The sequence below is a fragment of the Rhodococcus sp. JVH1 genome (genome assembly GCF_000280725.2).
GTDB lineage: Bacteria > Actinomycetota > Actinomycetes > Mycobacteriales > Mycobacteriaceae > Rhodococcus_F > Rhodococcus_F jostii_A.
Genome location: NZ_CP166289.1, coordinates 472,266 through 489,127 on the forward strand (window position 1 = coordinate 472,266; position 16,862 = coordinate 489,127).

Below are 16,862 nucleotides of genomic sequence, written 5' to 3' on the forward strand. Positions count from 1 at the left end.
CCGGCCGCGACCGTCAGGCGTCCTCGGCCAGCGTCACCGCGACCGTCGCACCGAGTTCGTAGCACCGCTCCCGTGCGCTCGCGTCGAGCGATCCGGTCAGTTCCAGGATCTCGGCTACCTGCGTGAGTGCCAACCCGGTCACGATCTTCTGCACCGATGTCACGGCCCCGGCGGTGTCGTTGTTGCCGTGCACCCAGAGCCCGTAGGGGCGGCCGGCGACCGCGTCGAGGCACGGGTAGTAGACGGTGTCGAAGAAATGCTTCAGCGCACCGGACATGTAGCCGAAGTTGGCGGACGTCCCGAACAGGAACCCGTCGGCTGCCAGGACGTCGGGCACGGTTGCGCCGAGAGCGGGGATCGACTTCACCTCGACGCCGTCGATGTCGGGATCGCGCGCGCCTTTCAGCACGGCTTCGAGGCACTCACGGGTCACCGGCGACGGCGTGTGGTGGACGACGAGTAGTGACTTCACAGTCGTCAGCGTACGACCGGGCCCGTTTCCTACCGGCCGGGCTCGCCTTCCCGTTCGACGCGTTCGAGTTCCACGGCCCGTTTCATCGTCTCCCGGGCCCTGCCGCGGTCGCCGGCGTAGTCGTAGGCGCGGGCGAGGCGGTAGGAGTTCCGCCAGTTGTCCGGGTCTGCTTCCCATTCGGATTTGACCTGCTGGAACAGTGCGTCGGCGGCATCCCGGTCGATGCGGCCCGAGGGGCGCTTCGGCAGATCGCTGACATCCAGTTCGAGCCCCTCGTCGGCGATGCGGCGGGACAGATGCTGATGCTGGAATCCGGCACGCAGCGTGGCGTAGACGATCCAGGCGCCCAGGAACGGAAGGATCAGGACGCCGACACCCAGGCCGATCGCGGCTGCTCCGCCGTCCTGGATCAGCTCGATCCCGCGTTGGCCGAGAAGGACGAAGTAGAACGCCAGCGCCGCGACCAGCAGTCCGATTGTGACGACGGTCTTGGCCGAGCCGTCCTTCACAGGTCGAGAAGGGGGTCGATACCGACGGTCAGGCCGGGACGGGAGCCGATCTCCCGTACCCCGAGCAGGACGCCGGGGGCGAAGGAATTGCGATCGATCGAATCGTGCCGGATGGTCAGCGTCTCGCCCTGCGTGCCGAGGATGACCTCCTGATGGGCGACGAGACCTGCCAGCCGCACGGAATGCACCCGCACGCCGTCCACGTCGGCGCCGCGCGCACCCTCCAGTTCGGTGGTCGTGGCGTCGGGGCTCGGTCCCACGCCCGCCGTGCGGCGTGCCGCCGAGATGAGCGCGGCGGTGCGGTAGGCGGTGCCGGACGGCGCGTCCGCCTTGTTGGGGTGGTGCAACTCGATGACCTCGACGGAATCGAAGAACCGTGCCGCCGCCTCGGCGAAGCGCATGGAGAGAACGGCACCGATCGCGAAGTTCGGGGCGATCAGGACACCCACCTCGGGCCGCTCCGACACCCACGACCGCACCGTGTCGAGCCGGGCGTCGTCGAATCCCGTCGTGCCCACGACAGCATGAATACCGTTGGACACGAGGAACTTCAGGTTGTCCATCACCACGTCGGGGTGGGTGAAGTCGACGACGACCTGCGTGCCGGCCTCGACGAACGTCTCCAGTCGGTCGCCGTGATCGACCTCCGCGACGAGTTCGAGGTCCGGTGCCTGCTCCACCGCCTCGCAGATCGCTCGGCCGACCTTGCCCTTGGCCCCGAGAACCCCGACCCTGATGGGTGCTGCTGCGCTCACTTCTCCACGCTCCGTCCAGTCACAACGATTCGCCCGAAAGCCTACGCAATCGCCGGGTGCCGACCGGTGCGCAGGGGCGGGGCGGGAGACCTGCGTCTCGCCGTCAGACGCGGCCGGCCTCGTACTCGGGGTGCCAGTGCGGTGATCGGCCGAGCAGCGACAGCACGGTGTCGAAATCGGCGGAGTCGGGGTCGGTCGGCAGGCCGGAAGCGAACGCGGCCCCCTCGCGCATCCGGTCCGCCCCGTCCGGGACGAGTCGTGCGATCGGGAGAACCGCGGCCACCATGCCGGATTCGGGCGCGAAGTCGAACCCGAGTGACCGGGCGACGTCCCACGAATGGACGACGTAGTCGAGGAAGTGGAACCCGACGGCCGTGGGTGCGGGAAACCGGAACTCGGTGCTGATCTCCGGCAACCAGAACTGCTGCTCCCCGATGCCGTCCCGGGCGAAGGCCTCGATGACGGTGTGGGCCGCCGAGCGGTACGCGGCAACGGGATCCGCCGCCACGTGCGGCCGCCACTTCGACAGGTCGGGACCGCCGCCCGCGGCCGCTGCGGCGAACCCCAGGTGCTGCACGGTCATGTGGGCGAGCAGTTCCCCGAGAGTCCACTGCGCACACGGGGTCGCGCGCTGCAGATCGTCGCGGGTCACCTGCGACACGAACTCCACACTCGATTGCACGGCGCGGACATCCCAGCGCCGGACCTCGTCCACATCCATCGTCGACACCTCGTCCTCGACTCGAATTTATATGCGTTCGCTTATCATCTACCTCTGCATATGATCGGTCAAGGTGTATTTTCTGCGATATGCCCAGCCTCGACCCGACCAACGGACAGCACGAACGCACTCGTCCCGACCTCGCGGCGATGACGACCGCTCTGAACCGTTCGCTGGTGGCGGCGGAACTCCCCGTGCTCGCGGAGCACGGACTCACCATGTGGGGATACGTCGTGCTCCTGGCACTCGACGAGCACCCGCTGCGAACCCAGGCCGCGCTCGCGGAAGCAATCGGAGCCGACAAGACCAGGATCATCGGCGTGCTCGACGACCTGCAGGACAGTGGCCTGATCGACCGTCAGCGCGATCCCGCGGACCGCCGGGCCCGCCTGCTGTCGCTGACCCCGGACGGGCACGACGTGCGCGCCTCGGCACAGGCGGCGATCCGGCGGGGCGAGGAGCGGCTCCTGGCCAGGTTGCCGGAGCGCGACCGCGAGGGATTCGTGTCCGCGCTGATCGCGCTGTCGGCACTGCCGGTCGACGACGTCACCGGGTGCCCGGGCGACTCCGCCTGACGGAATTGCTGCCGGTTGGCCTCAGCCCTGCAGCAGCGCGTCCACGGCCTTGCCGATCCGGCGTTGCCGGGTCTCGTCCGTCTTGGCACCCTCGATCGAGAGCACGTGCCGGCGCTGGTTGCTGTACGACAGTGCGTCGAACGCCCTTCTCGCGTCCGGTTGCCGGTCGAGCGCCTCGGCGAAGTCGGGCGGAACCGTGACGACCCTGGGTTCGGTGTCGAGTTCGACGGCGACGTCCACCTCGTCACCTGCCGCCACGCCCGCACCTGCCCTGTTCTCGGCGCTGAGCGGAATCATGAACGCGCCACCCATCGGCGCGACCGTGGTGCGGTAGGTGTGACCACCGATCGTGACCCGGACCGCGGGGCGCTTACCCGACCCCAGTTCCGCGACGACGTCCTCGGGGATCCGGAAACCGGTCGCGGTCTTGCCGCCCAGCTCGATGGTGGTGCGAAACCTCATGGGCAGAATTCTGCCCGCGACAGGCCCGCCGGGTCAGTCGAACACGATGATCTGCCGGATCGCCTTGCCGTCGGCGAGTTCGTCCATGCCGCGGTTGATGTCGTCGAGCGTGATGCGGGAGGAGATGAGCTTCTCCACGGGGAGCTTCCCGGCGCGCCACAGGTCCTCGTAGATCGGGATGTCCCGCGACGGCACCGCCGACCCGAGGTAGCTGCCGATGATGGTGCGGGCCTCGGCCACCAGAGTGAGCGGGGAGATCGACGACCGCGCGTCGGGCGACGGCAAACCGACGGTGATCGTCTTGCCACCGGGAGCGGTCGCGCGAACAGCCGACTCGAATGCGCGCGCGTTGCCGGCCGCCTCGATGACGATGGGTGCCCGGACACCGGCTTCCTCGAGCTCCGCCGGGGTGTAGACGGCCGTTGCGCCGAGTTCGCGTGCGGTCTGCAGCTTCTCGGGAACGGCATCGACGCCGATGACCTCGCCGGCGCCCCTGGAGACCGCCGTCAGGATCGCGGCCATCCCCACTCCACCGAGCCCGACGACCATCACGGCCTGGCCGGGTTGCGGATCGCCCGCGTTGAGGACGGCACCGCCGCCGGTGAGGACGGCGCATCCGAGGACGGCCGCCACATCGGCGGGGACGTCGTCGCCGACGGGGACGACCGAGCGGCGGTTGACGACCGCGTGCGTCGCGAATCCGGACACCCCGAGGTGGTGGTGCACGGTGTCGCCGCCGCGGTGCAGTCGCACTCCCCCGTCGAGCAGGGTTCCGTCGTTGTTGGCACCGGTGCCGGGCACGCACGGCATCCGGCCGTCGGTGGCGCAGCCCTCACACTCCCCGCAGCGAGGGAGGAACGTCATCACGACGCGCTGTCCGACCGTGACGTCGTCGACTCCGGCTCCGAGTTGGGTGATCCGCCCCGCGGCCTCGTGCCCGAGCAGCATCGGGACCGGGCGCACCCGGTTGCCGTCGACGACGGACAGGTCGGAATGGCACAGGCCCGCCGCCTCGATCCGGACGAGGATCTCGCCCTCGCCGGGCTCGTCGAGGTCGAGTTCGGAGATCGAGATCGGCGCCGACTCGGCGAACGGGCGGGTTCTCCCGATCTCCTCGAGTACCGCTCCACGGATCTTCATCTCGGGCTTCTCCTCTGGTTTCGGCGAATCCTCGTTACCGGACGATGCCGCGCACCGAGGCCGGCAGGTCACGCTTGCGACGATACGGTCCGACGACGGCGGCGCCGAACGGGCGCTGCAGCAGCACTCGCGCGACGTCGCGCACCTCGTCGGTGGTGACCGCGTCGATCTTGCTCAGGGTTTCGGTGATGCTGCGGTGATTGCCGTAGTTGAGCTCACTGCGGCCGATGCGGTGCATCCGGGAGCCCGAATCCTCCAGTCCCAGAACCAGTCCGCCCCGCAGCGATCCCTTGGCGCGGGCGCACTCGGCGTCGGTGATGCCGTCGGCTGCCACGTTCGACAGCACCTCCCGGATCACTGTGGTGACCTCGCCGAGGTTCTCCGGCTGGCACCCGGCGTAGATCGAGAACGCACCCGTGTCGGAGAACGTGTCGATGCCCGAGTACACGGAATACGCCAGGCCGCGGATCTCGCGCACTTCCTGGAAGAGCCGGGAACTGAGTCCGCCACCGACCGCGGCGTTGAGCACCGACAGCGCCCAGCGGTGCGACTCGTGCCGCCCGAACGCGCGCACCCCGAGGGAGAGGTGGACCTGTTCGCTGTCCCTGTTGGTCAGGCTGAGGGTCGGCTCGGTCCGCAGGCGCAGGGTGCCTGCGCGTCGCGGGGCGGGTTCGGACGCCGAGTCGAGGTGCCCGGCGAAGGCGCGCCGGACCAGCTCGACCGTCGGTTCGTGCTCCACGTTGCCGGCGACGGCCACCACCATGCGCGGTGGCGTGTAGCGCCGCACGTGGAAGGAGTGGAGTTGGGTGCGGGTCATCGATTCGATGGATTCGACGCTGCCGATGACCGGCCTGCCGACGGGATGGTCGCCGTAGAGCGCGGTCAGGAACGCGTCGCCGAGGAGGTCTTCCGGGTCGTCGTCGCGCATCGAGATCTCTTCGAGGACCACCTGGCGTTCCACGTCGACGTCGGCGGACCGGCAGCGGCCCCGAAGGACGACGTCACTGACGAGGTCGACGGCGAGGGGCAGGTCGTCGTCGAGCACGTGCGCGTAGAAGCAGGTGTGTTCCTTGGACGTGAACGCGTTGAGCTCGCCGCCGACGCCGTCCATCACCTGCGCGATGTCGAGGGCGCTGCGCGACGGCGTGGCCTTGAACAGGAGGTGCTCGAGGAAGTGCGCGGCCCCGGCGACGGTGGGCTGCTCGTCACGGGATCCGACACCCACCCAGACGCCCACGGATGCGGATCGGACACCGGGAACGTATTCGGTGACCACCCGAAGCCCGCCGGGGAGCACGGTGCGCCGGACGCCGGCATCCGGCTCGTGGAGGGTCGGCGCTTGGGTCAGTGCGGCAGTGCGGCTGCGATCGATCTTGGCCATGTAGTGGTTCAGCAGTCCTCGAAAGCTGGGCGTCGTCGAACGGCAAACTTTACACGCGGCACGTGGCCGTCGGTCACCAGCGTCGGCGATGTGGTTGCGAGCCCGATCAGCTCGCTTTTCCTGAGGACGGCCACAGCGCGAACAACACGATCCTCGGCGTTGTGTCCCGGGTTGCGACGAACCACGTGAACCACTCACCTGTGCCGTGGCGAGAACAGTTGGACGCCGGAGTCAGAGCCCAGGTCAGCGTGGAGCCTCGCCGTACCGGAGGTCGGTCGCGGCCAGCACCGCGATGCGCTCGGTGCGCTGGCCCGGCCAGATCATCTCCCGCGCCTCCAGCATCCTCGTGCGGGACGAGAGGGCGGGACCGAACGGCACGTCCTCCGACGCGACCACGTCCACCCGCAGTCCCCGTTCCTCCAGCATCGCCCGGGTCTTGTCCACACCGTTGAGCGTCGACTGGACGAGGAGCAGGGTGCCGCCGGGGGCGAGAAGGTCCGGGGTCTCGCTGCAGATCCGGTCGAGCACGGCGCGCCCGTCGACGCCGGCATCCCATGCCCGCGCGAGTACCCGGCCCGGTCTGCCGTCGTCCGTCGCCGGCGCGTAGGGCGGGTTGGCCACCACCACGTCGAAGCGCAGGGTCCGGACGGAGTCCACCAGGTCACCCCGCACGACGCGGATCGTCCGGCGGCGCAGTTTGGCGTTGAGCCAGGTACTGATCGCGGCCCGGCGCGACACGTCGACCGCCGTCACCCACCCCGCGCCCGCCGCGCACGCCTCGACGCTCAACACGCCTGTGCCACAGCAGAGATCGAGCACGCGGGTGCCCGGTCCGAGATCTCGGGCCGCCAGCACCTCGGCGAGCAGCCAGGTGTCACGCTGGGGGCGATACACCCCGGGCAGACGAACGAGCATGATCGGCTCCCTCCCTCGCCGTTCCCTCCAAGCGTGGCCAGTACCTCGAGTTACATGCAACTCGACACGGGCCAATTCACCCGGTGTTCACCTCCGACCACTCCGCGAGCCGCATCTGCGGTGTCTGCCGGGGTCGAAACCGGGTATTCCTCCCCCGTGCCGCATTCGTTCTCAGCTGATTCCGACGCCTCGGTGGACGTCGCGTGGGCGCTCGTCTCCCGGCCCTCGCGCTGGCCCGAGTGGGCGCCGCACGTCCGCGGAGCGTGGGGTCTCGGGTCCCCCGAGGTTCAGGCCGGCCGGCGTGGAGCGGCGCGACTGCTCTGGGTCGTGCCTGTTCCCGCGTCGATCTCGGCCAAGACACCGGGCCGTTCCTGGACCTGGCGCGTGGGACCGACGACGCTCGATCACGTCGTCGAACCCTACGGTGCCGGCTCGCGGATCACGATGACGATGTCCGCTCCCGGACCCCTCGACTCCGTACTCGCGGTCACCTACGGCCCGGTGGTGCGGACTCTCGTCCGTCGCCTCGCCCGCTTCGCGGGTGAACGCTAGCCGACCGCCACCGGCGGCGCTTCGGTCGGAGCGAGGTGTGCGCCGATCTTCCGGAACAGCCTGTCGGCCTCGTTCTTGTACGCCCCCGTGTCGTCGAAGGCGGCCGGCTCGTACGTGACGGCGATGGCGACGGCGATCTTCTGCGAGGGCAGATAGGCCTCGACCGCCGACGATCCGCTGAACAGCGGGTTCTGCATGAGCCAGTTCCCCACGATCGGTAGTCCGAGCCCGTAGGTGTAGTCCTCCGACTGCGGGAAGCAGGTGGTGCAGCCGGGCAGCGCGGTCGTCTTGCCGCGCAGGTCCGTCGACACCATGGCCTCGTAGGACTCGGGCGACAGTAGTTCACCCGTGCCGATGGCGACGGCCGTGTCGTGGAGGTCGTAGATGTTCGTGATCTGGATGGCGCCGTGGGTGATGGTCCAGGACGGATTCCAATACGTGGATTCCTCGTAGAACGGTGCACCGGGCGGGATCTGCAGGGCCTCGCGCCGCTCGGACGAGAACGCGTGCAGGACGGGTTCGGGGATCGCCGCCGTCCCCGGATCCGTGGTGTCGTCGAGGCCGAGCGGACCCAGCACCTCGTCCTGCATGAGTTCCGTCATCGGCTGACCGGTGATCTTCTCGAGGACCAACCCGAGGATGACGTAGTTGGTGTGGGCGTAGTTCCAGTTCGTCCCAGGTTCGTAGAGCAGGGGCTCGGACGTGGCGAATGCCAGGAGTTCCTCAGGCGTCCAGTTGCGGAACGGTGCCGCGTAGAGGGCGCTGTCGAATTCGGTGTTGCCGATGACGTAGTCGACGTAGCCCGAAGTCATCTGGGCGAGCTGGCGGAGGGTCACGCGGTCGGCGTGCGGAATGTCGGGCAGCCACTTCGACACCGTGTCGTCGAGACTCACCTTCTTCTCGTCGACGAGCTGGAGCAGCAGCGTGGACACGTAGGAGATGGCGACCGCGCCGTTGCGGAAGTGCATGTCGGTGGTGGCGGGCACTCCGGTCATCGACTCGCCGAGAGCCTGGGTGACGATCTCCTTGCCGTCGACGGTGACACGCACGATCACCGCCTTCAGGTGACTCTCCGCCATGATGTCGCGCACGATCTTCATCACCGCGTCGGCCTGCGCCGGATCGGCCGACGAGACGGCAGAACCGCTGCTCGCGTCCGCGGAGGAAGAATCGGGGGACGAGGTGTTCGACGTGCACGCGGCCAGGAGAGCGAGGACGCACGTCAACAGGAGAATCCGCCGAGTCGGTGGCATACCCGAGCTTGGCAGATCCGTTCGGCCCAGGGAGTGAAACCCGTGGAGCCGGCCCGGATTCCGGTCAGGAAATCGGCCGGCGCAGATAGAGATCGCGCAACAGCGCCACCTCGGCGCCGTGATGGATGACCTCCCGGTTGATGTGCAACACCAACGCCGCCATGGGATAGTCCGCGAACGCTCCCTCGCCGGCGCCGCACGGCCGGGCGAACCCCTCGACCCCGAGGCTCCGGACACCTGCAGACCAGGCCGCATAGTTCTCGTCGAGTTGCGCGAGCGCCTCGGCCGCGGTGCCGGCGTACTCGAACGTCTGATAGTCGACGGGCGGCCCGCCGAAGTGACTGGCGATCCGCATCCCGAAGACGCCGACGACGAGATGCCCGAGCCGCCACGCGATGGTGGTGACCGGTGGCGGGTCCGGTTCGGGAAAGGCGAAGTCGATGGTGAACGCGCCACTTCCGGCCTGGACCGGCGCCTGCGACTGCCCGCGCGGGCGCACACTCCAGCCGTCCGGCGCGGGTTCCCAGAAATACTCCTCGTCGGTCAGCCCCTCCAGCCGGGGACGCAACTGCTGCTCCCAGTGCCAGCCGAGCTGATCGGCGAGTTCGTGCGGCCAGTCCATGTCGTGTCTCCCCTCTCCCTCTCCCTGTCTCCGATCGGGACATCGGTCTCGCGACGGCTACCGCACACCGTCCGGGGCCCGGACCCCCGGATGATTGGCCCGGAGGTTCATCGCCGCCAGCGTGACCGTCCGCTCGATCCGCCGCTGCCTCGTGTCCGGCTTCCTGGCTGACGCTATCCACTCCAGGATCAACCGTGTCGACGACGGCGGAAACCTGTCGAAGTTCGCGCGTGCGGCGTCGTGTCGCGCAAACGCTTCCTGCAGATCGCCAGGGATGGTCGCGCTGTCCCCGGTCGCCGTGTTCTCCCAGGTCCCCTTGGCCTTGGCCAGATCGATAGCGGCGTAACCGTGCTCGGTCATCAGTCCCTGCTCGATCATCTCCGCCGCGCGCTGCCGGTTCACCCGGCTCCAGGTGCTGCGCGGGGTGCGCGGCGTGAAACGCAGTCGAGAACTGTCGGCGTCACGTCTGCGGCGCAGGCCGTCGATCCACCCGAAGCACAGGGCCTGCTCGATCGCCTCGTGGTAGCGCACGCTCGGCGTTCCGCTGTCCTTGTGGTGGATGATCAGCCAGACCTCCGTCTCGGACCGGCAGTTCTCCGAAAGCCAGGCACGCCACTGCGCGGGCGTGCGAGCGACGACGGTGTTCACGTCGTGGGTGTCCATCACGCGCCTGCCTTCGCAGCCAGAATGTCCAGGTAGTGCTGGTTGAACATCACGCCGAGGATGTTCCCGAACGGGTCGGCCACGGATGCGGTGACGAATCCGGGCCCGTGTTCGACCGGCTTGCCGTGCAGGGTGGCACCCAGCGACAGCAGCCGCTCGACGCTCGCGTCCAGATCGTCGACGTGCCAGTAGGTCATCGTGTTCTCGGCACCGCGTGACCGGTCGGGCGTTGCGAATCTGCTGTCGATGATGCCGAGTTCGTGCTGGTAGTCGCCGAGCCGGAACTCGATGTAGGCGGGTGCCCCCTCCAGCGCGCGCACGAAATACGGCTCGACTCCGAGCAGTTCGGTGTACCAGGCCTGGGCGGCCGTGAGGTCGTCGGCGTAGAAGTTGACGGTGGTGAGTCCTCGCAACATGGGTGATTCCCTTCCTCGGTCGGTGACAACATTCATCCTCCAACTCAAAGCGCTCACCAATTGAGCACTTTCTGCGGGAAGCTGAGGACATGCGCGCTGACCGACTCGTCGCCACCCTCCTGCTGATGCAGGCCCGGGGTCGAGTGACCGCCGCCGAGGTGGCGGACGAACTGGACGTGTCCGTCGCGACCGCTCGCCGCGACCTGGAGGCGTTGTCCGCTGCGGGGATCCCGGTGTACCCGCAGTCCGGGCGCGGCGGTGGGTGGTCGCTCGTGGGCGGCGCTCGCACTGACCTCAGCGGGTTGTCCGCGACCGAGGCGCAGGCACTGTTCCTGCTGGTCGGCCCCGCGGCCGCCGTCTCGGGCGAGGCCAAGGCCGCGCTGCGCAAACTCGTGCGGGCACTGCCGCAGACCTTCCGGGCCGACGCCGAGGCCGCCGCCACTGCCACCATGATCGATCCCACCCGGTGGGGCGAACGCGATCGCCGCAGGCCCGAGATGGTCGACCTGCTGCAGGCCGCCGTGATCCGGCGCCGGAAAGTCCGCCTGATCTACACGAACAGCGCCCGGCAACGGTCCGAGCGGCTCGTCGACCCGTGGGGTCTCGTCGACAAGGACGACATCTGGTATCTCCTGGCCGGGACCGAACGGGGGCAGCGGACCTTCCGGGTCGACCGGATCGTCCACGCCGAATCGACGGAGCAGCCCGGCGAGCGCCCCGACGACTTCACACTCGCCGCAGCGTGGGAAGAAGTGGTCGGCGAGGTGGAACAGCGGCGCTCGACGACCTGGGCGACCGTGCTCATCGACGCCAGGTTCGTGCCGATCCTGCGCGATCACTTCGGGCGGCACTGCCACCCCGAGGGTGAGGACGACGACGGTCGCGCGCGGGTCCGTCTCGCCGCACCGACCTCGTTGGACATCGCCCGGAACCTCGCCGGCTGGGGTTCGATGGTCGAGGTACTCGAACCGCGATCGGTCCGGGCCGAGCTGGCCCGGATCGGCACGGAACTCGCCCACCACTATGCCGGCGAACACGGTGAGGGCGGATGACCGAGCTCAGTCGGTCAGGTAGCGCTCGACCGTCTCGACCTTCGCTCGCAGCTGATCGCTTCGACCCGGCCGGATATCCGCTTTGAGAACCAGACTGACCCGCGGAAACTGTTCCAGCAGAACGTCCGTTGCACGCTTCACGACGGCCATCACCTCGTCCCACTCGCCCTCGACGGTGGTGAACATCGACGTGGTCTCGTTGGACAGTCCGGATTCGCGGACCACCCGCACGGCCGCTGCGACCGCGGCACCGACGCTGTCGGAGTCCCCGCCCATCGGGCTGACGCTGAATGCCACCAGCATGTGCTCTCCTTATCCGGGAATCGACCACCATCGAATCACCTCGTCCAGGATTCCGCTGCATCCCGATCGCCCGCGCGAACAGGTCGTTCCACACACACGTCGGGCGGCGTCCCTGATGAGGGGGCGCCGCCCGCGAGCACGAACGTCGGGTTACCAAGCTGCATGGTTGCGCGGGGTGAAATGTGGCCTCGGCGTCAGACATCCCCCCGCCTGACGCAAGCCCACCGCGCTGAGCCCAGTTAGTGGGCTGTACTTGTGCGTGGGTGCCTACAACTCGTGCTGGGCGCCACGACCGAGAGGTGGAATCTTCTCTTCCGGTCCGACCTTGGTCTGCCGTGGATCCGTACCTCAGGTCTACCCCGCATATCCGGATAAGGCAACGAACGTGAGCCAGAGCCCGCTGGCAGACGCTTCCCACTCGCCCGATACCCGAGCTGCGCGGGTCACCGACCCGGTCCGCCGGGTACGACAAACCTCACTGCCGAGGCGTACAAAGGAAATACACCCGTGAGGCCGGGCAGTGGTGAGACAAGCCGCCATCCGCGCGATATGTGACAGGAAGAGCGATCTCCTCCGGCCACCCGCACAGAGAGGACATCGCATGGGAGTTCCGTGGGCATCACGGGCACGATCGGATGCGTACTGGGAGCAACAAGTCTCCGGCGAAGCGCGCAGCTGCGACAGCGGCGAAGCGAGAGAATCCGCATCCTCCGACACCCGCCCGACCCTGGCCGACCACAGCCTGACTCACCGCAACACTGACGCAACTGACACCCCACCTGCAGATCACAGCGAGTGAATTCGCCGGCCTCGGGAGACGACGACCCACACCCGACAGTCCCGCACAGCGGCAACATCATTCGGTTTCACGGGATGCCCGGTCCGTCAGGAGTCTGCCAGCCACGCCAGCACGCGGCCCCGCGACCAGCAGCGGCCGATAGCCTCGGCAGGCCGAGCCGACCGGTCGAACACGGACAGGCCGATGAGGCTGTGCCCAGAGGCGTGGCGATCGCCGAGCGTGGGTATCGTCGGTGCGACTCCGACTCCCTCCACTGACACCCACGCCACCGGCCGGCCGGCTGCCGCTTCGTGTAGGCGGTCCAGGAAGCGCAGGCGACTCTCGACCGGGAAACGCGACAGCGCCCACGTCGTGGTGACGACAGGCAAGGCGTCCGCGGGCACCCGGGCGACGGCGTCGGGCATCACCTCGACGGCATCGCCGTGCAGCAGCAGCGGAGGGGCCGACGCCGCCAACGCCATCTCCGCGTCGAGCCTCGCGATCCGCTCCGGCTGATCCGGCCACAGGTAGGCGCGCAACCATCGGGCCTCGTCCGCGTCGGTCACGTCGACCGGATCGAGGTCGACGCCGATCCTGGCGACGACCTCGGGCATCACCCGCGCCGGGACGGGCCGGTCTCCCACGATCGAAGCCGACAGCTGCACGGGAGAGGACAGGTCGCCAAGCGACTGTCCGTTGCTGTACGTGATGCCCACACGGTCGACATTGAGGTTGAGCCCAGCCGAACAGCCCACGTCGATCAGCCCCACCGCATTCGCGCCGACCCGGCGCGCCGCCTCGGCAATGGCCGGATACAGCACGGTGCTGCGTCCGGTCTCGTCGGGCCGCGTCTTCCGGCGCACGGCGAGAGCCACGACCGAGCCGGTCATCCGCAGCAGCGTGTCGACCGCCGCGCCGGCGGCAGCGTCGCCGTCCGTATCGGCATAGGCCGAGGCAAGCGTGGGAGCGCGACCGGCGAGGGCGAGGTCGTGCAGCGCGGCGAGGATCACTTTCGGGTGTCGCTTGCGCGCGGGCGCCGCCTCGATGGCGCGCAGCGCCTCGTCGGACTCACTCAGGGCGACGGCGACGCGCCCGTACAGCGGCGACGTTTCGGCGTCGATCTCACCGAAGTGTCGGTACACCTGAGCGAGTGTGCGGGCCCTACCCACGAATGCAGCGCTTCCTGCGGTCACCTGACATCGACGCTGATTCTAATGGCGAGCGTTCCAAGGTGACAGGGCATTACGCCGTTCGGGGCAGGGGCGGCCCTGTACGCGCACCGGCGTGCGCCTGCTGCCGCAGCGCCTCCAGATTCTGCCGCATCTGCGGCCGCATGTCCCGGTGCTGCGGCTGCAGGCGTGTGTAGAGCGAGAGCAGCGGGCGGTACGGCAAGACGTCGATCCGATACGAGTGCGTCACCCGGGTCCCGTCGCCGTCCGCTCGGAAGGTGTATGACCAGGTGGTCGAGTCGTGGTACAGCGGGTTGCGCCGATCCGACACCGTGTGGAATGCGAACGTCCTGCCCGGATCGGCGGCGGTCACCTCGCAGACCCGGGACCAGCGCATGTGATGTGCACGGTTGTGCCCCCGGAATCGGGCGCCCACGGTCCCCGGCGGCCGTCCCGGTAGCCACGCGCAGCCGCGGCACTCGGGGCTGCGTTCGCTGATTCGGGTGACGTCGGCGACCGCGTCGTACAGCTGCCGTGCCGGGACGTCGATCCACAGTTCTGCCGAGCCCTCGGTGCGGGGTGGCTGGTGGAGCCGGGGGCTCACGTCGAGGTCGGCGCCCCACCGGGCGGCGCACGCCCGCCGATATGGTCGCTTGAACGCATGGATCAGCATGAACCGGGTGGCCGGATCGACCTTGCGGACGGTGACGTCGTAGTCTTCCCGGTCGACACCGTCGACGATCCAGTGAGCTTCGATCCCCAGCTCCCGCTTGGTCTTCGAAGCGATGAACACCTGCTGCTCCACGTCGTCCCACTGACGACGGGTCAGGGTGCGGGCGACGACCGGCATCATCTCGTCCTCTTCGCGCTGCAGATGCAGCAGCAGAACCTGTTCGAGAGCCGTGAGGGAACGCGAAAGGTCTTCTCGGGCAGCCGGATGCGCACGGTATTCGACCGCCGCGGCGGCGACCCGCTCCAACTCGGGGCCGATTCGCGCATGGTCGGCGTCCATCACGTCGAGCAGTGCTCCGGCGGCCGGGTTCAACTCGCGGACCAGCGGCCACAGCCCACGGTCCTCGCCGCTGTGGTGCAGGTGCAGGAAATGCATCATCCACACGAGGTGATCGGCGAGTGCGACCCGCTGAGTCCGCGCGGGCGGAGGTGGTGTGCGCAGCACCTGAACGGCGCGGGCGATATCACGGCGCAGTGCGCTGTGGACGATGCGCATGATACGAGTGTCGGCGGGAGGCCGAGTGTCGGTTGTCATGACCTACTCCAGACAAAAGCGCCCGTATGTCACACCGGGCGGTCGAGGATTTCTTCGATGCGGTCGATCAACCATGACTCGTAACGGTCGCGACTCCAACCGCATTCGTCCACGAGCAGGGCGTAGACCTGGTCGCCGGTCTGGACCCACAGTTCGTCGACCTGACCGGCATCGGCGTGATGGCCCGTGATGAGGTGTGCGACGTCGGCGACCGAACGCCTGCGCTGGCCCTCCAGGTCGGCGGCCACCGCTGCGAGCGTGGCATCCGCCGTCGCACCCTGACGGATCGCCACGGCCAGGCGGTAGATGCGCTCGTTGATCCTGGCGATCATGCGCGCACCCGTCTCGATGCGGTCGCCGGTCGTGCGCCCCGTACCGATCGCCGTGTAGACGGGCCGGTCGGCCAATGGCACCTGTGCGTCGTCGCCGACGATGGCGACCTCCAGCGCCGCCTTCAACAGGTGGGCCTTGGATCCGAACGTCGTGTAGACGGTTTCGACGGAGACCGCCGAGGCCTGTGCGACATCCCTCATGCCTGTGCCGACCCAGCCGTGCTCGGCGAACAGCCGGGTGGCGGCCTCCAGCACGACCGCCCGCGTCTGAGCTGCCTGCATCCGACGCAGCGGAGAACGGTAACGGCGGGTCCCGGATCCGCCCGGATCCGCCGAGTCGTAGTCGACCGTCGCCATACCCCAATGGTAGAACGCACAGGTTTTCAATACAACACTGTTCCAGCGATTTCCGGAACGACCCCACGTACTACATCCGCGCGTTCCGGACCCGAATCAGCTTCAGTCCGCCCCCACCCGGGTGCCGCGACGGTTGGGGGTCCGACGGAAGCTCCGATCGGACATGATCAGATCGTGGCAACCTTCAACGACTACGACGCGTACGCGTCGGCGTATGACGCCGATACCGAGAACAACGTGTACAACGCGCTGTACGAGCGACCCGCGACGCTGGCGCTGGTCGGCGACGTCGCAGGCAGCAAAGTACTGGATGCGGGCTGCGGCAGCGGTGCGCTCTCACGCGCACTCGTCGCCGCCGGTGCTGCCGTCACCGGCGTCGATCTCAGCACGGGTCTGCTCGCGATCGCCCGGACGCGCCTCGGTCCCGATGTGCCGTTGATCCGGGCGGACCTCAACCAGCAGTTGCCCATCCGGTCATCGACCTTCGATGTCGTCGTCGCCTCGTTGGTCATGCACTACGTCCACGATTGGTCGAGACCGTTGACCGAGTTTCGCCGGGTACTCGTGCCCGGCGGGTGCGTCGTCATCTCGACCCATCACCCGTTCGTCGACTTCAGGCTTGCCGGGGAGGGCGACTATCTCGGAACGTACGAGTTCACCGAGGAATGGGTGAAGTCCGGCGAGACCTTCCAGATGAAGTTCTGGCACAGGCCGTTGCACGCCATGTTCGACGCATTCAGCGCAGCAGGATTCACCGTCGAACGCGTTTCGGAGCCGCGACCCGGTGCGGCGGTGCGCGATCGCTCCCCCGAGCACTTCGATCGGCTCAGCCGTGAGGCACCGTTCATCTTCTTCACCCTGCGCGTCAGGGAAAGTGCATCAGCTTCCTGGCGAGGGCGAAGAGACGGCGGGCGAGCCTCACCACGGGCAAGCCCAGAGGAAGCAGGATGACCGTCACGCAGAGCACCCCACCGACGATCCATACCACCGCCGCGACAATGCCCAGCACCGTGCCGAGTACGGCCGTGAGGATCCCCAGCACCACGTCGAGCAGGCCCCGTAGTAGTCGCATGACAACCTCCTGACCTCCTGGTTCCAGTCTGCGCGCGGACGGTCCGAAGCGCACCCCTGACAGCCGCCCGTCAGGGAGGGTGAACGACTGCACGGT

Annotated in this window: 21 protein-coding genes; 4 read left to right on the plus strand and 17 right to left on the minus strand. The window is 68.3% G+C overall.

What is annotated here, in order from left to right:
* Positions 1–13: 13 nt before the first annotated feature.
* The 4 genes from JVH1_RS02290 to JVH1_RS02305 all read right to left on the minus strand — a co-directional run bounded on the left by JVH1_RS02290 (position 14) and on the right by JVH1_RS02305 (position 2,457).
* Positions 14–472 (minus strand): flavodoxin family protein, encoded by a 459-nt coding sequence (locus JVH1_RS02290; RefSeq protein ID WP_009479998.1) that lies wholly within the window; start codon positions 470–472, stop codon positions 14–16.
* A gap of 29 nt (positions 473–501) precedes the next feature.
* The gene (locus tag JVH1_RS02295) at positions 502–981 is read right to left on the minus strand and encodes a hypothetical protein (protein WP_009479997.1); all 480 of its coding nucleotides are present in this window, start codon (positions 979–981) and stop codon (positions 502–504) included.
* Positions 978–1,736 (minus strand): 4-hydroxy-tetrahydrodipicolinate reductase, encoded by a 759-nt coding sequence (gene dapB, locus JVH1_RS02300; protein WP_009479996.1) that lies wholly within the window; start codon positions 1,734–1,736, stop codon positions 978–980. The genes JVH1_RS02295 and dapB overlap by 4 nt, the downstream gene beginning before the upstream one ends.
* A 103-nt stretch (positions 1,737–1,839) precedes the next feature.
* Complete coding sequence (locus JVH1_RS02305) at positions 1,840–2,457, minus strand: TIGR03086 family metal-binding protein (protein ID WP_043782462.1); 618 nt, start codon at positions 2,455–2,457, stop codon at positions 1,840–1,842.
* Positions 2,458–2,546: 89 nt separating this feature from the next.
* Between JVH1_RS02305 and JVH1_RS02310 the strand changes: the two genes are divergently transcribed.
* Positions 2,547–3,032, plus strand: a complete 486-nt coding sequence (locus tag JVH1_RS02310; RefSeq protein ID WP_009479994.1) for a MarR family winged helix-turn-helix transcriptional regulator — start codon at positions 2,547–2,549, stop codon at positions 3,030–3,032.
* Positions 3,033–3,053: 21 nt separating this feature from the next.
* Here JVH1_RS02310 and JVH1_RS02315 read toward each other — a convergent pair whose 3' ends face one another.
* The 4 genes from JVH1_RS02315 to JVH1_RS02330 form a co-directional block, all read right to left on the minus strand.
* Positions 3,054–3,494 carry a YdeI/OmpD-associated family protein gene (locus tag JVH1_RS02315; RefSeq protein ID WP_009479993.1) on the minus strand — a complete coding sequence of 147 codons (441 nt, stop codon included), beginning with the start codon at positions 3,492–3,494 and terminating at the stop codon, positions 3,054–3,056.
* A 33-nt stretch (positions 3,495–3,527) separates the two neighbouring features.
* Positions 3,528–4,634 carry a zinc-binding dehydrogenase gene (locus tag JVH1_RS02320; protein ID WP_009479992.1) on the minus strand — a complete coding sequence of 369 codons (1,107 nt, stop codon included), beginning with the start codon at positions 4,632–4,634 and terminating at the stop codon, positions 3,528–3,530.
* A gap of 34 nt (positions 4,635–4,668) precedes the next feature.
* Complete coding sequence (locus JVH1_RS02325; protein ID WP_009479991.1) at positions 4,669–6,015, minus strand: pitrilysin family protein; 1,347 nt, start codon at positions 6,013–6,015, stop codon at positions 4,669–4,671.
* 243 nt (positions 6,016–6,258) lie between these two features.
* Positions 6,259–6,930, minus strand: a complete 672-nt coding sequence (locus JVH1_RS02330) for a HemK2/MTQ2 family protein methyltransferase (protein ID WP_009479989.1) — start codon at positions 6,928–6,930, stop codon at positions 6,259–6,261.
* Between the two features lie 156 nt (positions 6,931–7,086).
* Between JVH1_RS02330 and JVH1_RS02335 the strand changes: the two genes are divergently transcribed.
* Positions 7,087–7,482: an SRPBCC family protein gene (locus tag JVH1_RS02335; RefSeq protein WP_043782433.1), complete on the plus strand. Its 396-nt coding sequence runs from the start codon at positions 7,087–7,089 to the stop codon at positions 7,480–7,482.
* On the opposite strand, the gene JVH1_RS02340 is transcribed toward JVH1_RS02335, so the two are convergent.
* The 4 genes from JVH1_RS02340 to JVH1_RS02355 all read right to left on the minus strand — a co-directional run bounded on the left by JVH1_RS02340 (position 7,479) and on the right by JVH1_RS02355 (position 10,436).
* Positions 7,479–8,735, minus strand: coding sequence for a serine hydrolase (locus tag JVH1_RS02340; RefSeq protein ID WP_009479987.1), 1,257 nt, complete (start codon positions 8,733–8,735; stop codon positions 7,479–7,481). The genes JVH1_RS02335 and JVH1_RS02340 overlap by 4 nt on opposite strands.
* 64 nt (positions 8,736–8,799) lie before the next feature.
* On the minus strand, positions 8,800–9,357 hold the full coding sequence (locus tag JVH1_RS02345) for a DinB family protein (protein ID WP_009479986.1): 558 nt from the start codon (positions 9,355–9,357) through the stop codon (positions 8,800–8,802).
* 57 nt (positions 9,358–9,414) lie between these two features.
* Positions 9,415–10,020: a YdeI family protein gene (locus JVH1_RS02350; protein ID WP_009479985.1), complete on the minus strand. Its 606-nt coding sequence runs from the start codon at positions 10,018–10,020 to the stop codon at positions 9,415–9,417.
* On the minus strand, positions 10,020–10,436 hold the full coding sequence (locus tag JVH1_RS02355; protein WP_009479984.1) for a VOC family protein: 417 nt from the start codon (positions 10,434–10,436) through the stop codon (positions 10,020–10,022). The genes JVH1_RS02350 and JVH1_RS02355 overlap by 1 nt, the downstream gene beginning before the upstream one ends.
* A gap of 89 nt (positions 10,437–10,525) precedes the next feature.
* Between JVH1_RS02355 and JVH1_RS02360 the strand changes: the two genes are divergently transcribed.
* On the plus strand, positions 10,526–11,488 hold the full coding sequence (locus JVH1_RS02360) for a YafY family protein (protein WP_009479983.1): 963 nt from the start codon (positions 10,526–10,528) through the stop codon (positions 11,486–11,488).
* A gap of 6 nt (positions 11,489–11,494) precedes the next feature.
* On the opposite strand, the gene JVH1_RS02365 is transcribed toward JVH1_RS02360, so the two are convergent.
* The 4 genes from JVH1_RS02365 to JVH1_RS02380 all read right to left on the minus strand — a co-directional run bounded on the left by JVH1_RS02365 (position 11,495) and on the right by JVH1_RS02380 (position 15,694).
* Complete coding sequence (locus JVH1_RS02365; RefSeq protein WP_009479982.1) at positions 11,495–11,791, minus strand: MTH1187 family thiamine-binding protein; 297 nt, start codon at positions 11,789–11,791, stop codon at positions 11,495–11,497.
* A gap of 885 nt (positions 11,792–12,676) precedes the next feature.
* Positions 12,677–13,762 (minus strand): DUF2332 domain-containing protein, encoded by a 1,086-nt coding sequence (locus JVH1_RS02370; RefSeq protein WP_237735315.1) that lies wholly within the window; start codon positions 13,760–13,762, stop codon positions 12,677–12,679.
* A 49-nt stretch (positions 13,763–13,811) separates the two neighbouring features.
* Complete coding sequence (locus JVH1_RS02375; RefSeq protein WP_009479979.1) at positions 13,812–15,005, minus strand: hemerythrin domain-containing protein; 1,194 nt, start codon at positions 15,003–15,005, stop codon at positions 13,812–13,814.
* A gap of 29 nt (positions 15,006–15,034) precedes the next feature.
* Positions 15,035–15,694 carry a TetR/AcrR family transcriptional regulator gene (locus JVH1_RS02380; protein ID WP_009479978.1) on the minus strand — a complete coding sequence of 220 codons (660 nt, stop codon included), beginning with the start codon at positions 15,692–15,694 and terminating at the stop codon, positions 15,035–15,037.
* Positions 15,695–15,868: 174 nt separating this feature from the next.
* Here JVH1_RS02380 and JVH1_RS02385 point away from each other — a divergent pair, with 174 nt between their 5' ends.
* The gene (locus JVH1_RS02385) at positions 15,869–16,645 is read left to right on the plus strand and encodes a class I SAM-dependent methyltransferase (protein WP_009479977.1); all 777 of its coding nucleotides are present in this window, start codon (positions 15,869–15,871) and stop codon (positions 16,643–16,645) included.
* Here the strand turns inward: JVH1_RS02385 and JVH1_RS02390 are convergent.
* On the minus strand, positions 16,560–16,766 hold the full coding sequence (locus tag JVH1_RS02390) for a membrane protein (RefSeq protein WP_043782429.1): 207 nt from the start codon (positions 16,764–16,766) through the stop codon (positions 16,560–16,562). The two genes, JVH1_RS02385 and JVH1_RS02390, sit on opposite strands and share 86 nt — an antisense overlap.
* Positions 16,767–16,862 lie beyond the last annotated feature (96 nt).

Excerpts from the sequence above, each read along its gene's own strand:
- JVH1_RS02305 (WP_043782462.1), bottom strand. The coding sequence starts at position 2,457 with ATGGATGTGGACGAGGTCCGGCGCTGGGATGTCCGCGCCGTGCAATCG.
- JVH1_RS02310 (WP_009479994.1), top strand. The coding sequence starts at position 2,547 with ATGCCCAGCCTCGACCCGACCAACGGACAGCACGAACGCACTCGTCCC.
- JVH1_RS02315 (WP_009479993.1), bottom strand. The coding sequence starts at position 3,494 with ATGAGGTTTCGCACCACCATCGAGCTGGGCGGCAAGACCGCGACCGGT.
- JVH1_RS02320 (WP_009479992.1), bottom strand. The coding sequence starts at position 4,634 with ATGAAGATCCGTGGAGCGGTACTCGAGGAGATCGGGAGAACCCGCCCG.
- JVH1_RS02325 (WP_009479991.1), bottom strand. The coding sequence starts at position 6,015 with ATGGCCAAGATCGATCGCAGCCGCACTGCCGCACTGACCCAAGCGCCG.
- JVH1_RS02330 (WP_009479989.1), bottom strand. The coding sequence starts at position 6,930 with ATGCTCGTTCGTCTGCCCGGGGTGTATCGCCCCCAGCGTGACACCTGG.
- JVH1_RS02340 (WP_009479987.1), bottom strand. The coding sequence starts at position 8,735 with ATGCCACCGACTCGGCGGATTCTCCTGTTGACGTGCGTCCTCGCTCTC.
- JVH1_RS02345 (WP_009479986.1), bottom strand. The coding sequence starts at position 9,357 with ATGGACTGGCCGCACGAACTCGCCGATCAGCTCGGCTGGCACTGGGAG.
- JVH1_RS02350 (WP_009479985.1), bottom strand. The coding sequence starts at position 10,020 with ATGGACACCCACGACGTGAACACCGTCGTCGCTCGCACGCCCGCGCAG.
- JVH1_RS02355 (WP_009479984.1), bottom strand. The coding sequence starts at position 10,436 with ATGTTGCGAGGACTCACCACCGTCAACTTCTACGCCGACGACCTCACG.
- JVH1_RS02360 (WP_009479983.1), top strand. The coding sequence starts at position 10,526 with ATGCGCGCTGACCGACTCGTCGCCACCCTCCTGCTGATGCAGGCCCGG.
- JVH1_RS02365 (WP_009479982.1), bottom strand. The coding sequence starts at position 11,791 with ATGCTGGTGGCATTCAGCGTCAGCCCGATGGGCGGGGACTCCGACAGC.
- JVH1_RS02375 (WP_009479979.1), bottom strand. The coding sequence starts at position 15,005 with ATGACAACCGACACTCGGCCTCCCGCCGACACTCGTATCATGCGCATC.
- JVH1_RS02380 (WP_009479978.1), bottom strand. The coding sequence starts at position 15,694 with ATGGCGACGGTCGACTACGACTCGGCGGATCCGGGCGGATCCGGGACC.
- JVH1_RS02390 (WP_043782429.1), bottom strand. The coding sequence starts at position 16,766 with ATGCGACTACTACGGGGCCTGCTCGACGTGGTGCTGGGGATCCTCACG.